The 14,708-nt window shown below is 70.3% G+C and carries 8 protein-coding genes and 1 tRNA gene; 6 read left to right on the top strand and 3 right to left on the bottom strand.

All coding sequences use genetic code 11. The annotated features are described in order from the left end of the window. The first annotated feature begins 544 nt into the window (after positions 1-544). The 4 genes from ABZU91_RS28520 to ABZU91_RS28505 all read left to right on the top strand — a co-directional run bounded on the left by ABZU91_RS28520 (position 545) and on the right by ABZU91_RS28505 (position 6,885). Complete coding sequence (locus ABZU91_RS28520) at positions 545-1,885, top strand: serine/threonine-protein kinase (RefSeq protein ID WP_355246911.1); 1,341 nt, start codon at positions 545-547, stop codon at positions 1,883-1,885. Between the two features lie 38 nt (positions 1,886-1,923). Beyond that, a complete protein-coding gene (locus ABZU91_RS28515) occupies positions 1,924-4,806 on the top strand; it encodes an AAA domain-containing protein (RefSeq protein ID WP_355246908.1) in 2,883 nt (960 codons plus the stop codon). Then, a complete protein-coding gene (locus ABZU91_RS28510; RefSeq protein WP_355246905.1) occupies positions 4,799-5,965 on the top strand; it encodes a hypothetical protein in 1,167 nt (388 codons plus the stop codon). Before ABZU91_RS28515 ends, ABZU91_RS28510 begins: the two co-directional genes overlap by 8 nt. Before the next feature lie 410 nt (positions 5,966-6,375). Then, entirely contained in the window at positions 6,376-6,885 is a 510-nt protein-coding gene (locus tag ABZU91_RS28505; RefSeq protein ID WP_355246920.1) for a tetratricopeptide repeat protein, read from the top strand. A 181-nt stretch (positions 6,886-7,066) separates the two neighbouring features. On the opposite strand, the gene ABZU91_RS28500 is transcribed toward ABZU91_RS28505, so the two are convergent. From ABZU91_RS28500 to ABZU91_RS28490, 3 genes are all read right to left on the bottom strand, one after another. Further along, the gene (locus tag ABZU91_RS28500) at positions 7,067-8,131 is read right to left on the bottom strand and encodes a site-specific integrase (protein ID WP_355246902.1); all 1,065 of its coding nucleotides are present in this window, start codon (positions 8,129-8,131) and stop codon (positions 7,067-7,069) included. Then, positions 8,128-8,607 (bottom strand): hypothetical protein, encoded by a 480-nt coding sequence (locus ABZU91_RS28495; RefSeq protein WP_355246899.1) that lies wholly within the window; start codon positions 8,605-8,607, stop codon positions 8,128-8,130. Before ABZU91_RS28495 ends, ABZU91_RS28500 begins: the two co-directional genes overlap by 4 nt. 137 nt (positions 8,608-8,744) lie before the next feature. Further along, positions 8,745-8,831 (bottom strand) — tRNA-Leu (locus ABZU91_RS28490). Between the two features lie 208 nt (positions 8,832-9,039). Here ABZU91_RS28490 and ABZU91_RS28485 point away from each other — a divergent pair. Continuing rightward, positions 9,040-11,835 carry a tetratricopeptide repeat protein gene (locus ABZU91_RS28485; RefSeq protein ID WP_355246896.1) on the top strand — a complete coding sequence of 932 codons (2,796 nt, stop codon included), beginning with the start codon at positions 9,040-9,042 and terminating at the stop codon, positions 11,833-11,835. A 237-nt stretch (positions 11,836-12,072) separates the two neighbouring features. Further along, entirely contained in the window at positions 12,073-14,697 is a 2,625-nt protein-coding gene (locus ABZU91_RS28480) for a fibronectin type III domain-containing protein (RefSeq protein ID WP_355246893.1), read from the top strand. Positions 14,698-14,708 lie beyond the last annotated feature (11 nt).

Below are 14,708 nucleotides of genomic sequence, written 5' to 3'. Positions count from 1 at the left end.
GCATGCTCCGCCGCCTCGCCCGAGGCGAACCCGCCACCCGCCAACAACGCCTCACCTTCGACACACCCGACTGACAGCAATGTGAAACGCCCTCTTAGGGAAACGGACCGTGCCCCGCGTTCCCGGAAAGTCTATGGAGAAGTCGACCCCGGTATGGTCGACGTCCTGTTGACCGGCGATCAGGCCGGCGGCGCTTGCCAGGACACGCACGAAGCTCTCGCCGAAATATCCTTGATGGTTGTACTTGCCGTAACTCATCCACCTTGCCCCAGGCCCACACCGGACGCGCTCCGTGGGCGTAAACATACTTGCGGTCACCGTCGCTGAAAAGCCCTCACGGTCGCCGCGATGTCACTGCGCCTGGGTTTCGTCTTGCCGCTGTCGCCGGTCGTTTGGGATGCTCGCTCGCGTAGATATCGACACCCGGCGACGGCAGGGACGTGATGACGCGGTGATGCAGGCGGCGTCGGGGGAGCCGCCGATCCACTTTCTCGCTCACGAGGCGCGGGCAGGTGCAGCCGGCGGCCGTGAGGACTTCGAGCAGATGATCGGGCTTCTGGTCGAGGCGGTACGCGGTGACGCCCGGCTCGTGTTCGGCAGCGGTGGCGACTGGGGCATCGATGCGTTGGTCGGCGACCTCAACGGTCGGATCACGATCTGGCAGGCGAAGTACTTCCCGCACGGGGTCACACTTAAGCATCGCCAACAGATCGAGGATTCGTTCGCCTCGGCGGTCCGCAACGCGCGTCAGCATGGTTACCAGATTCAGGAGTGGGTGCTCTGCGTACCGTCAAGCTTCAACCCGCAGATGGCCCAGTGGTGGGACGGCTGGGGCCTGACGCAGGCGCGGCGCACCGGAGTACGGCTGGTCCTGTGGGACGAGACGGCCCTGCGGAATCAGCTCATGCAGCCCTCCGCGCGGTATGTCCGGCGCGCCTATTACCACCCCTATCAGGACAGCGGCGACACGGACGAGCCGGAACGCTCCGAGCCGGTCATGACCAGGGCCGAGGGGACCCGGCAGTCCCCGGACCATGCCCCGAGCTCCTGGTGTGGTGGTAACGAGCGCACGATCGGCGCGCACAGCTATCTGTTGCACAGCGACGCCGTCGAACAGGTCAGCAACGACCACTCGTGGAGTTGGCGACAGGCGACCGCCGACCGCGTCCAGCACGACCTGTTCCGAGTCCGGATCCGCCAACTCCACATCGTCCGGGACACGCCGGCGGCCCAGCGGCGCCGCGAGGAGGTACGCGCGCAGGGCCACCTCCTGCGCAAGCTGGACGGTACGGCCGGACTGCCGTCGTTCGACGACCTGACCGAGGAGACTGCCGCCACCACTTTATTCACGGTGCTTCCGGCCGGGCCCACATGGCGGCAGGCATTCGGCCCCACAGGTACTCCGCTGGCTCGCTTCGCGGCCGCTGGCGTGCTCGGTGCCGCTGCCGACGTCTGCGCCGCGTTGGCTGTGCTGCACCGAGAAGGGGCAAGTTACCGGGCACTGGGCCCCGACAGCATCGTGCTCGCCGGACGTACCCGGCGCGCGGCGTTGGTAGACGGCGGTCTGGCAGCTTTAACGCCTCAGCCGAGCGAGGGCGTTCCCGGCTACCGCGCACCGGAGCAGCACCGGGGCAGAGGATCCGCCGGTTCGGTCGACGTCTACCAGATGTCGGCGCTGATCTACCACACGCTGACCGGCCATCCGCCATCACCGCACGTGACCCCGCCGATCCGTGCCAGCCTGCCCGAGCTGTCCGACGACCTCGACGACCTGTTACTGCGCTGCCTCGACCCGGACCCGTCCCGCCGTACTGTCGGGGCACCCGCCCTCGCCGGCGCGTTGCGCGAGGGACGTCGGTTGCTCTCCCAGGGAGGCACCCCCTGACCGTCGCATCCCTGACCCTGCCCGGCCCGGTCGCCGTCGTGCCCTCCGGCAGGGCCATCGATCAACTCGCCCGGTCCGGTCTGCGTGATCCCTCCGTGCTGATCAACGAGTTCGGCAGGTTGGCGTCGGCGAACGCGCTGCCGGCCCGGGTCGAGGCGGACCGATCCCGACTCGTCGTCTACGGCGAGCGTTGGGCAGCCGGGCTCTACCCCACGGGCCACGGTGATGCGTACACGCTCGGATTTGTCTCACCGCTCCGCTTCAAAGATCAGGAACGCCTTCTCAAGGCGGCACTGGTGCTCGGCGGTACGAGGGGCTGGCGGGCCTACCACCACGTCCGTGACGTGCCGGAGGGGTCGTCGTCACACTGGTCGCTGCTCTGCCGGGCCTGGGCAAGTCTCGCCGTCACCCCTCCGGAGGCGGCGGCGACGATGCCAGCGCACCACATCGAGTACCTCGACCTGCTCACCGATGTCATCGAGGCGACCCGGGACATCGAGATCGCGCGGCAGAGCCGAGAGCCGGCACTGCCGTACCGAAAGCTGGCCAGCACCCGGGAGGAGCGGTCCTCAGCCCGCGGCGTCTACCTCTTCCACCTGCTCCGTGACGCCACGCTGAGCAGAGGGGCACTGGTCTTCATCACCGATGCACCCGACTTGCGCGGCCGGGTGCTGCGAGTCAACGACCGCGAGGTCACTATAAGGTTCGACAACAGCGTCGACTACGCCCGAATCCCCCAGCAAGGTGCGTTGCAGGTGTTGCCCAGCGACCGGGTCTACCGCGCGCAGCTCGACGCGGTTGAGGCTCTTCGGGAACAACGCGCCACCCAGCCTCACCTACTCACCCAGTTGGTCGATCAGCGTCTCGCGACGTACCAGCCCGACACTGATGCTCAGCCGCGCCAGACGCTTGACCCGGCGCAGCTGCACGCCTTCCGCGCTGCCCTGACCGTGCCCGACCTGCTGCTGGTGCTCGGGCCGCCCGGTACCGGGAAAACTCGCACCATCACCGAGATCGCCGCCGCCTGCGCCGAACGCGGGCAGCGGGTGATGGTCACCTCCCACACCAACCGCGCCGTCGACAACGTGCTCGAACGACTACCGCCGGAGGTCCGAGCGGTCCGGGTCGGCAACGAGGACGCTATGACCGCTCACGCACGTGGGTTCATGGCGGAGACGCAGGTCGAAGCATTGCGGCAGGAGATACTGGCGGCCACAGCGGGTATGACTTCCCGCCTGGCCGCCTTCACTGGGGCCGACGACCAGGCTGGGCGGTGGCTCGGGTACCTGGCCGCGCGGCTCGCCGAGGCCCAGCGTGCGGACCGGGACGTTCAATCCCGCACGGCAGAGCTGGCAGCCTCGGTCGAGCGGGCCACCGCACCCGTCGCCGCGCAGGTCGTCGCCGCCGAGCAGCGAGCAGAGGAGCTACGCGCGAGTCTGGCATCGCTCGCGGAGAAGCACCGCGACTATGAACGGCAGGCCGAGACGGCGCGGAGGCGAGCCGCCTCAGGAGTCTTGGCCTTCTCCTTCCGATGGCTAGCCGGCCGCCGAGAACAGCAAGTCGTCGCGTCCTCCGCGCAGCTCGACGACACCCGGACCGCGATGCGACTGGCCGAGGAGTCGTACGCTGCGATTCGCGCCCGAGCCGACGCGCTGGCCGCTGCCGACCCGGAAGTCAGGGCGATCACCAATGCCCGCGACGGTGCTATTGCGATGTATCAGAAGGCCCTCGGCAAGGCCACGCAGGCGGTGGAAGCAACGCGCGAGGTACTGCGCCCAGCGGTCGCAGTGCCAGGTGGGTTGCCGGATGACCTAGCTGGCTGGACGCGGTTGCACGAGGAGTTGACCTCGGCCGCGGCCCTGGCCCGCAACCGGGCCGGGCTACTCGCGCAGTGGCGTGACCAGGTAGCCAACGCCGAGCACGACTTGCATCGAGAACTGGTGCGGTACGCCGATGTGGTGGCCGCCACCTGCATCGGCACCGCCACCACCGCCATCCTGGCTGAGCTGGAATTCGACGTGGCGATCGTCGACGAGGCCGGACAGATCTCCACGCCGAACCTGTTGGTGCCGTTGGTCCGGGCACGCCGGGCGGTGTTGGTCGGCGACCACAATCAACTGCCGCCCTTCCTCGACGACGAGGTACGCGACTGGGCCGAGCGCATCGCCTCCGATATGCCTCCTGAGGCTGCGACACTGGTCGGTGACGTTCTCAGGCGCAGCGCCTTCGAACAGCTCTATCCCCGGATGAGAGACACCAACCGGGTCATGTTGCGGGTGCAGCGGCGCATGCCGGCGGAGCTGGCCCAGTTCGTGTCGAACACCTTCTACCGGGGACTACTGGAAACCGAGCATCCCGGCGGTCAGCCCGACCCGATGTTCAGCGCGCCACTCGCAATGATCGACACGTCGGACCAACCAGCGACGCGACGGAGGGAGCAGCCCGACCGCTCGGTGGATGGGCTGGGAAGGCCCGGCTACGTCAATGAGCTGGAGGCCGCATTGATCGTCCAGCTGTTGGGCCGGAGCGCCGCGCGGTACACCGACTGGGCGGTCATCGTTCCGTATCGGGCACAGGCGGAGCTGATCACCCAGCTACTCAGGAAGGAGCTGGGTGACGCCGGGGTGGCCGACAACGTGGGCACCGTCGACTCGTTCCAGGGTGGTGAACGGGACCTGATCGTCTACGGGTGCACCCGCAGCAACCCCGCAGGCCGGATTGGCTTCCTCAGCGAACTTCGACGTCTCAACGTGGCGATCACCCGACCCCGGCGTCAACTCGTCCTGGTAGGCGACACGACTACCTTACGTGCCGCGCAGGATCCGGAATTCGCCGTTTTGGTCCAATCGTTGATCGACCATCTCGACGCGGTGGGCGACCGCCGACCCTCCCGGGAAATCGAGAGGTTGCTCAGTGGCTGACCGGATCATCTATCCCGCCCAACGAGCCATCGAGCACGCGGTCACCGTGCCAGGTATACGTCCTGCGCGGCTCTTCCCGGTGCTCTGGCCGCTCTGGCAGGTCGAGACCGCGGCTCAGGTATTCGACGAGCAGGCGTACGAGGTGCTCGACCGTTTCCTAGTGCGGGGCATTCGGGAGGCCGGGCTGCTCCGATCGACAGACCTGGCCACGTTCTACGGCCTACCCGCCTCACTCGTGGAACGCTGCCTGGCATTTCTCTCTCTCATCGGCCATGTCCGCCATGCCGACGGGCTGGTCATGCTTACCCCGCTTGGGGAAAGCTCGGCACAGGCCGACATCCGCTACGTTCCGAAGGAAAGCCGCCAGCAGATTCTCGTCGAACGCTTCACCGCCCGCCCGCTTCCACGCAGTCATTACCAGGGGTCACTGAGGCTGTTGCCTACCCCCGACGTGCCGATCGGACAGGTCAGCGACGGATCGCGTTTCGCCCCGCTCTTCTCGCCTTCGGCCTTCCGTCCGGAGATCGTCACACAGCTTGGGGAACGACCCGATCGGTTCGACTTCAATCTACCCAAGCAACTGCGGGATTTGCGCGTGCTCGGGCACCAGGACGCCTACCTGCCTGCCTACCTCATCGAGGACGCCGATGGCGGGTTGCTGGCGTACAGCGGGGTGCGCGGCGAACAAGACGCGTTCCTGGAGTCACTGTGTCAACGGGTCCCGATAGTCAGGTCGCTGATCGCAGCCGAGCAGTCGCCGGATCCGCGGGAGATCTGGACCAATTGGCTCGCGGACGGCAGACGAAGGGGCACACTGCGGCAACTCCCCAGCGGTGTCTGGCGGGCAACCCTCGCCACGGACAGCTTCGGTGCGAGGCCAAAATTGCCATTCAGCAGGATTGGGTCGTACCAGTTACGCAAGCAACACTTCGTGCAGATCTGGACCGATGACGCAGAGCTACGACGGCAGGCAGCTCTGCGACGAGCTCTGGCCATGGCGCAACTTAGCGAAGTCCGCACCAGAGCGGACCTGGCCAACCGAATGAGGACGGTGGCCGAACAGCTTGAGGTGACCACACCTACGCTCGACGAGCTGCACCGGTACGCCAAAAAGGAGCAGTTGCAGGCGTACCTCGTCCACTTCGATGTGCTGGAGTAACTGCGGCTCCGGTTGGCGCCGCGTGCGGCGGAAATGTCGGGGTCCCTCGCTATCGTCTGGCAAGGTTGTCTGGCGCGGGCTCACTCCGGACGGCTCCGACCGACCGATCGATGGCGCTGCAAAGCAACCGGCCGGAGGCTAGGCCGGCCGCCGTTCGGTGGGAAGGGGCCGCCTGCGCGCCTCCACCACAAAAATTCTCGCTGTGAAGGTCGACGTGTTAGGTGACAAAGGTGGATATGAAGAGGATCCCCTGGCCCGATGGCTGAACGAGCAGTCGGAGCTCGTACGAGGCTACGGATTTGCTCGCTGACCGCCTGCGGCCGTCAGGCCCCGATCATTCCGACACTCTCGCCACCCGACACCGCATCGCGGAATGGCGGGCCAGCGCAGGCGATGCGGTTGGCGCGGTCATGGCTTTGCAAGAGCTGCTCGCTGATCAGCAACGTGCGTTGGACCCCAACCACCCCGAAATCCTGCTCACCCACCGCAGCATCGCTGCTTGGCGAGCAGAGGCGGGTGACTGGGCGGGCGCGGTCGCTGCGCTGGAGGACCTCTTTATTATCCAGCTGCGTGTGTTGGGACCCGACCATCGCGGCACCTTGGCCGCCCGCGCCTTCCTTGCCAATCGACGCGGCATGGCGGGGGATATCGAGGGAGCGCCTGAGGCGTTGGAGGAACTCCTTATTGCCCGGGTGCAGATATTGGGTCCCTACCACCGCGACACCTTTGCTACCCGCCGCGCTCTCGCCGAATGTAGGGGAAGGGCAGGAGACTGGGCTGGCGCAGTCGCCGAAACGGAAGCCCTACTCGCCGACCAGCTACGCGTGGTCGGCCCCAGGCATCCCGACGTCGTGCGCACTCGTCGTCACCTTGCTAAACGGCGACGACAGGCAAGGACCGCGCCGCGCTCATCGCGATAATGTCTTCGGCCCACTGCTCGGCGCCCTTAACGCCGGTTCCGGGCCCACATGCCCAGCACGCCAGGGTGCTTAACTACGCGTTCGCCCTGGCGCGTGGCACCAACGGGAGGTTGGCGTGACGCGCGGGTCATCGAGTCCAGCGGCCTCGTGCGTGACGCGGGAACGGTAACGCTCCAACTGATCACGTCCACTGGATTGGCGGCTCGACAGGCTGCACCGACGGCCGCGGGCACCCTCGCTGTTCGACGGCCAGTGGGTGTGGCTGACCGGTAAGAGCTGCCAGGGCGGTAGCGACGGCTTGGAGGTCAGCCTTGATGTAGGTGGTGGTGGCGGGTCCCTGGCGGTCGGTATGTCCGGCGTAGGCGCGGGCCACACCGTAGCCGCAGTGGCGTTCGACCCAGGTGAGGGTGGTGTGGCGCAGCCAATGTATGGAGATGCCTTGGACGGCGACCCACGGCAACTGCCGGCCGATGCGTTTCCACAGCAGGTCGTAGCGCCGATAGGTGGCGGGTTGGCCGTTGCGGTAGCGCAGCAGCGCATCGGTCGGGAGGACGGCGCCGCGGGCTAGGGCATGGTCGTTCAGTCGGCTGGCGAGCATCGGTGTGATGGGCTGCCAGCGTTGCGTGCCGCCCTTCTCGCGCAGCCGGATGAGAGCGTGGTCGGTATCGAGGTCGGTCAGGCGTAGCGCGAGGGCGCCGGCGCGTCGGCAGGCCGTTTCGGTGTGCAGGCGCAGCAGTAGAGCGTCGAGCACGATGTCTTTGCCGCCGCTGCGGGCCGCAGCGTTGATATCGGACAGTTCGTCGGGGGTGAGGGCACGGCGGGTGTTGGGCAGTCGGCGGGGTTTGGGGACTTTGTGGGCGGGGCTGTCCACGATGGTCAGGTATCCGTCGGCGATGGCGCGGTTGTAGAAGGCGCGGGCTGCGGCGATGAGGTGCTCGCCGGCGTGTCGACCATGGCGCGAGTTTCGGCGAGGGCGGGCGCTGGCGGCGGCCTGTCGCATGAGGGCTTCGATGTCGCTGGCCCGCACTGCGTCGATGCGCCGATCGCCGTAGGCGGCGGCCATTCGTCGCCAAGAGCTGCCGTAGGTGCGTCGGGTGGCCGGGCTCGCCGCCGCGACAACAGCAGGAAGGTACTCGGCGACTGTCGGCACGGCGGGCCGGTTACTGTCGGTGAGGTCGGCGGCAGTAACGCCCAGGTGCTTGAGCAGCGCCCGGGCGGTGGCGACACGATCGGGATCCGTGGTCATGAGGGCTCTCCGAGGATGCGGGCGTGCAGGTCGGCCAGGACCGCCGCGATGGTGTTTGAGGGGTGCGCGACAATGCGGTTCTGGCGGGGCAGGGCAGCCAGAAGCACGGGTTCGCCGGGAGCGATGCCGCACAGGTGTCGGGCGGCGGCCGGTAGGGGCAGTTCCTCGCGGGTCCCCACGGCGTGCGCGCCTTCGGCGGCCGGGGTGATCAGGATTACGCCGGTCACGACGTCGACGTGCAGGGTGAGGCCCGGTGTCCAGCCCAATGCCCGCAGAAGCGCACGAGCAGTGACGCGGCCGGCGGCGTCGGGGCGCGCCACGTCGAACAGCAGGCGGCCATCGCCACTGGGGGCGGCGGACGTGGGCAATGTCGGCAGCGGTGCCGGCTCCGGTACCGCGACGGGCAGCGGGGTTGGCACGAGGGCCTCGACGAGCTGCTCGTCGGGCTGGCGGGGACGCGGGCGGCCGGGACTCACCTAGGCCCCCGCCAGGGCGGACGCGGCGGTGTCAGCGCAGGGAGAAGCCACTCCCGGCGACTGGGTGCACGCATGCAACGTATGGGTTCTCGTCCCCACGCGAGGGGAGTTGATCTCGCGTGGATATCCACGAGAAGTGGTGTCCGAGGGGGGACTTGAACCCCCACGCCCTATACGGGCACTAGCACCTCAAGCTAGCGCGTCTGCCATTCCGCCACCCGGACTTGCTCGTCCAGCCTACCTCGCCGACCCAGATGATCTTGCATCCGAAGGCCGGCCCAGCGGGCCGCACGGGGAGTTACTGTACACGGCGCTCGTGGATCATGCACATCACCCTCCCGCCGCTGCTCACGCCACCACCCAGGGTCACCACGGCCAGCTTGAGGGCAGGCCCGGGTAGCGTCGGCGGCCCCGTGACGGCAGCATTGCCCTGTGTCCCAACCCTCTCCTCTGGCTCCCGTACAGCAACGGGCCCTTGCGCTGCGCGCGGCGGGTGACCACGACGCCGCCCGGCAGTTGCTCGCGGATGCTGTCGGGTCCGCCCGTCCGCCGTACGGCGAGGACCACCCCGAGACGTTGCACACCGCGCACCTGCTGGCCCGCCTGCACCGCGAGGCGGACGACCCGCTCGCCGCCCGCCGGGTGCTCGAGGAGGCCTTCGCGGCGGGCGAGCGGCGCTGGGACCATTCCGAGCCGACGATGCTCGCGCTCGCCTTCGAACTGGCGGAGGTCGCCGAGGAACTGGGTAACAGGCACGAGGCCCGCCGCAACTACACCCGGGTCGCCAGCGCCGGGCCCGCCGTGCTCGGCGAGCATCACCCCGCCGTACGCGCCGCCCGTGCGTACCTCGGCGAGGCCAGCCCCGCTCCGCAGCGGTCGCCCGTTGGGCCGTCGACCCCCACCTCCGACGCCTCGCCGATCGACTCCGGGGCCCGGTCGGCGCTGTCCGGCCCGACGCTGTCCCTGGCGACCCTGGCCGCGATGCGACCGGCCGCCGGCGGCCAGCCGACCCCCGCGTCACCCTGGGCGCCGCAGCCTCCCCCGGCCCCGACCGGTCCGACGCCGCCCGCGGCCGCCGTCCCTCCGGTGCCTGCCACACCGCCGATGCCTGCCACACCGCCGATGCCTGCCACACCGCCGATGCCGCCGCGCCAGCGAGTCGAGCAGCCGGCGCCATCGCCCCGGCCGGCGGCCGTGCCAGCACCCCGGGCCGCCGTCCAGCCCACGCCGCACGTCCGGCAACAGCCTCCCCCCGCGCCGCCGCGTCAGCGCACGGACCACGAGCCGATGCGACCGGCCGCCAACCCGCCGCAGACACCGCCGACCGCCACGGCGCACACCAGCTCCGCACCGCACACCACCGTGCACCGGCCTACCGCGCCATCCGTAGGCGCACCACCCGCCGACGCGCATCGGCTCACCGCGCCGACCCCCGCCGCGCCGCCCACCAGCCCGACGCCGGCGCCGCGGTGGGACAACCCCACGATTCAGGTACGACAGATCGAGCCCCTTCTGGCCGAGGAGGCGGCTCGGATCGCAGCGGCCGGAGCGAGCGGCGCAGCCGTCCCGGTGGAGGGACCGACCCCGACGGCGTCCGGTCCGGCGGCCAGTCCCACGCACCCCGTGCTCGGCCCGACGCCCGGGGCGCCGCCGCAGCCGATCTCCGGACCGCCGCTGCCTTCGGCGCCACCCTCCGGGCCAGCCGTGCAGCCGAGACGCCCGGTGTCCGCTCCACCCGGCTACGACCACCCCGTCTCCGGACCACCCGCCCGATCCCACCCGGTATCCGGGCCTCCCGCCAACCCGGTGTCGGGACCACCAGCTCAGGCGTTCCCGGTATCCCGACCTGCCGCCAACCCCGTGTCCGGCCCGCCGGCCCAGGCGATCCCCGTGTCCGGCCCGCCGCACCCCGTCTCCGGCCCACCGGCCCAGGCGATCCCCGTGTCCGGCCCGCCGCACCCCGTCTCCGGACCACCAGCCCAGGCGTTCCCCGTCTCCGGACCACCCGGCCTGCCCGTTTCGGCGCCACCCGGTCAGAGTCACCCCGTCTCCGGGCCACCCGGCTACCCGTACCCCGTCTCTGCACCGCCGAGCCACGGTCAGCCGGTCTCGGCCCCTCCGGTCAGCGCACCGCCGTGGGGACTGACCGCCCCGCCCTGGAGCAGCAGCGCGCCGCCACAACCGATGCCAACGTCCGGCGGTGCCGCCGTGGAGCCGACGGACACACGGACCACACCGGTCGCCGAGACCGCGGCGGGTCCGGGGGCCATCGTGGACGGGCAGGCGACCCTGAGCGGGCCGGCGAGCGTGTCCGAGACGCCCGTGCCGGGCAGCGAGAGCACTGCCGCGCGATCGACCGTGCACAGCGAGCCGCCGGGGTTCGCCTCCGCGTCGACGGAGGTGTTCCCGGCCGTCGGCCCGGAAACCCCCCGGCCCGGAAGAGCTGACCCCGGCGAGCCGGTTATGGCGGCAGCCGGCACCACCTGGGGACCGGGCCTCGGCCCGGCCGCTACGACGTCCACCACCCCGGTTTCAGGCGGGCACGACGGTCCACCACCGGTCGGGAGTGGATACGGCAACCCGGCGACGGTCGCGGGTGGACCGGGCAACCCTGCGTCGACCCCGGTGGACGACCTGATGCCGGGGCCGGTCGCGCCGTACCGACCGCTGGTCGCGCCCGTGTATCCGCCCGCTCAGCAGTACCCGGGGCAGCATGCCCCGCCGAGCCACGAGGTGTACCCGGGCCAGTACTACGCGCCGGAGGCGTACACCGACGGAGGTGGCTCGACGGGCCGCAACCGGGCGACGGTGATCGGCGCGGCGGTGGCCGCGGGGGTTGCCCTGGTCGCGGTCGCCGGGCTGGGTGCGGTGGTGTTGAGCCGCGACGACACGCCGCCTCCGCCGTCCGGTACGCCCGTGACGGCGGCGCCGGCGGCGACCGGTCCCCCTCCCGGTGACCTGAAGCTCCGCGACGACGTCGTGACGATCACGCTGAGCTGGACGGACCCGTCCGGCGGCGCGGTGCCGTTCATGGTCGCGGGTGGGCGGGCCGGCTCGGCGCTCGGTGTGATGGCCACCGTGGAGCCGGGGCGGACCAGCCACACGGTCAACGGGCTCAGCTCCCGGGTGGACTACTGCTTCACGGTGCTGGCCGTCTACTCCACCGACAGCTTCGCCACCTCGGGTCAGGTCTGCACGGACCGCGAGCGGTCCACGCCGCCGAGCTGACCGTCACGGGAGCACTGTCGCGCGGACGACGCGAACGGTCCACGCTTTCGCGCTGGCCGACGTCGGATTGACGATTGTGGAGCTGAGCTGGGCGTCCACCGCGCACGCTCGGTATCCACAGGGGTGACGGTGCGGGTTCCCCCGTTCCCGGCCGGGCCATATGATGGCACCCGGCTCAGGGGAGGGGTCGCCGCGAGGCGTACGCCACCTGCCACGACTCAGGGAAGGCAGCCGGCTGTGGCCAGCATCGACGACGCCGAGCGGACCGACGCCCCCCGTTCCCGGTCCCGACTGCGCGGCGGGCTGGTGACGGTCGGCACGGTCACCGCGCTGCTGGCCGCCATGGGGCTGACCGTCCTGGGGTTGGGCGCGGCGGACAACGCGGTGGCCAACTACGACGCGAGTTCCTGGCTGTGGAGCGGGGTGCGCAGCGAGCTGGCCCGGGTCAACGGGGTGACGGCCCGGGTGGACACCCGCACCGAGATTCCGGGTGCCCGTCGGCACCCGATGCAGGTCGCCCAGACCGATCGGCTGCTGATCCTGCGGGACCTGCAGACCGGGCAGATCAGTTCACTGGATCTGGCGACGCTGCAGCTCACGGCGACCACGCCGACCACGCCCGGTCTGGGTGTGAGCGTGGCCCTGCACGAGGACGCGGCGTTCGTCGTCGACGCGGTGCAGGGCATCGTGCGGCAGCTCGACCCCCGGTCGTTGAGCCCGGTGGGTGAGCCGGTGCGCTATCCGCCGGGCATCACCGGCGGCGCGTTCGACGGTGAGGGCCGGCTCTGGATCGCGGTGCCCAGCGAGGGCACGGTCTCGGCGGTCACCGCCGCGAAGCTGCCGTCCGTGCCGGCCTCGGCCGCGCCCGCCGGCGCTGGGATCAGCCCGGAGCGGGTCGAGACGTACGACGTCGCCGACCCCAGCCACGATCTGGGGGTCTCCACCCTGGACGACGGCGTGGCGATCCTGGACCGGACGGCAGGCCGGCTTCTGCGGGTGCAGCGCGGCGAGGTACGTCCGACGCCGTTGACGCTGCCCGGCCCGGCGGCGTTGCCGGCCCGCACCTCCGGACCGCGGGTGCCGGTGACGGTGCCCGCCGAGCGGCGCGTGCTGGTGGTGGGTGACGTCGGTGAAGAGCAGGCGTTCACGGTGCCGGGCGACGGCGACCGGCTGAGCCCGGCGGTGGCATGGGCCGACCGGTTCTACTGTGCCGACGAGACCACCGGCACCATCTACTCCTTCGACGCGGGCGGCCAGTTGGTCGACACCATCAAGGGCAAGGCGAACGGCCCGTTGGAGATGGAGGTCCGCGAGAACCACCTCTTCATCAACTCGCCCGACTCGGCGACGGCCCGGGTGGTGGACGACAAGCACCAGGTCCGCGAGGTCGACAAGTACGCCAACGACGTGTTGGGCGGCGACCCGCCGCCGGCGCCCCCGCCGCCGCCCCCGCCGAAGAAGCCCCGGGTGAGCAAGCCGAGCGCGCCGCGCAGCGTCACGGCAGCCGCCGGCAACGCCCAGGCCCGGGTGAGTTGGCGGCCCGCCGCCGCGAACGGCGCGGAGATCATCAAGTACGTCGTAGAGGGTGCCGGCCAGCGCCTGGAGGTGGGCGCCAACCAGCGTTCGGTGGAGGTCAAGGGGCTGACCAACGGCGAGACGTACCGTTTCGCGGTGCACGCCGTGAACGCCAAGGGGGACGGGCCGCCGCGCAGCAGCAACCCGGTCACCCCGACCGCCGCGGTGCCCGATCCGCCGGCCAGCATCACGGCGCAGGAGCGGCCGGACGGCACGGTGGTGGTGAAGTGGCCGGCCGCGAACGCGCAGGGCAACAAGATCGTCAAGTACGCGGTGACGGCCACGTCGGCGGGGACGAACGCGCCGGCCGGCGAGTCGACGAAGACCGAGCTGGTGGTGCCGGCCGGTGAGTTGGAGTTCGGCACCCAGTACGCGTTCACCGTCGTGGCGGTCAACGACAAGGGCGCTGGCTCGGCGGCGTCGCCGGTCAGCAACACGGTGGTGCCGTTCGCGGCGCCGGGTCGGCCGCTCGACCTGCAGGCCGGCACGGTCGCCGACCAGCCGGGCGCGGTCACGGTGCAGTGGTCGCCGGCGGAGGCGAACGGCCGGCCGGTGACGAAGTACCAGGTGGACGTCGGTGGCCGGACCAGCGAGGTCACCGAGACGCGCACCACCGTCACCGGGCTGGGCAACGGCCAGAACGTCACGGTGAAGGTGAAGGCGGTCAACGAGGCCGGACCGGGTCCGGAGGCCACCGCCACGGCCCGTACGGTCGCGGCGCCCCGGGTCACGGTCACCGGTTCGTCGGCGACGGCCACGTCGGCGACCGTCACGTTCACCGTGGACGCGGGCGGCGGCAGGGCCACCTGCTCGCTGAGCACGTCGGGTGAGCCGGCGAAGGCCGGGGCGTGTTCCAGCATCACGATGTCGGGTCTGACGCCGGGGACGGCGTACACGTTCACGGTGACGGCGACCAACGCCGCCGGCAAGGGCACCGCGCAGCGGGCGGACAGCACCGAGCCGCTGTACGGGATCGCGACGTGCAACAACGGTCCGGACGGTGACCAGCGGACGTACTGCAACAAGGAGGTCGACGGCCGCAACGGCAACGAGATCTTCTCGGTGACCCGGCAGGACAACGACAAACAGGAGGGCTGGGCGAAGCCCGGCACTCGTCTGAAGGCGTACTGCAAGAAGTCCGGTGAGGACGTCGACTCCTGGATCTACAACGACCAGAAGCGCAGCACCTGGTGGGTGCAGGTCGAGTACAGCGGGAAGAACTACATCCCGTGGGCCTGGCTCAACCTGGAGGGCGGCGACAACATCAACGTCCTGCCCACCTGCTGAACCACCAGCCG

Source organism: Micromonospora sp. NPDC005174, from assembly GCF_040608495.1.
Taxonomy (GTDB): Bacteria; Actinomycetota; Actinomycetes; order Mycobacteriales; family Micromonosporaceae; genus Micromonospora.
This window is presented reverse-complemented; position numbering and strand designations above follow the sequence as displayed.

Excerpts from the sequence above, each read along its gene's own strand:
- ABZU91_RS28500 (WP_355246902.1), bottom strand. The coding sequence starts at position 8,131 with ATGACCACGGATCCCGATCGTGTCGCCACCGCCCGGGCGCTGCTCAAG.
- ABZU91_RS28505 (WP_355246920.1), top strand. The coding sequence starts at position 6,376 with ATGGCTTTGCAAGAGCTGCTCGCTGATCAGCAACGTGCGTTGGACCCC.
- ABZU91_RS28520 (WP_355246911.1), top strand. The coding sequence starts at position 545 with ATGATCGGGCTTCTGGTCGAGGCGGTACGCGGTGACGCCCGGCTCGTG.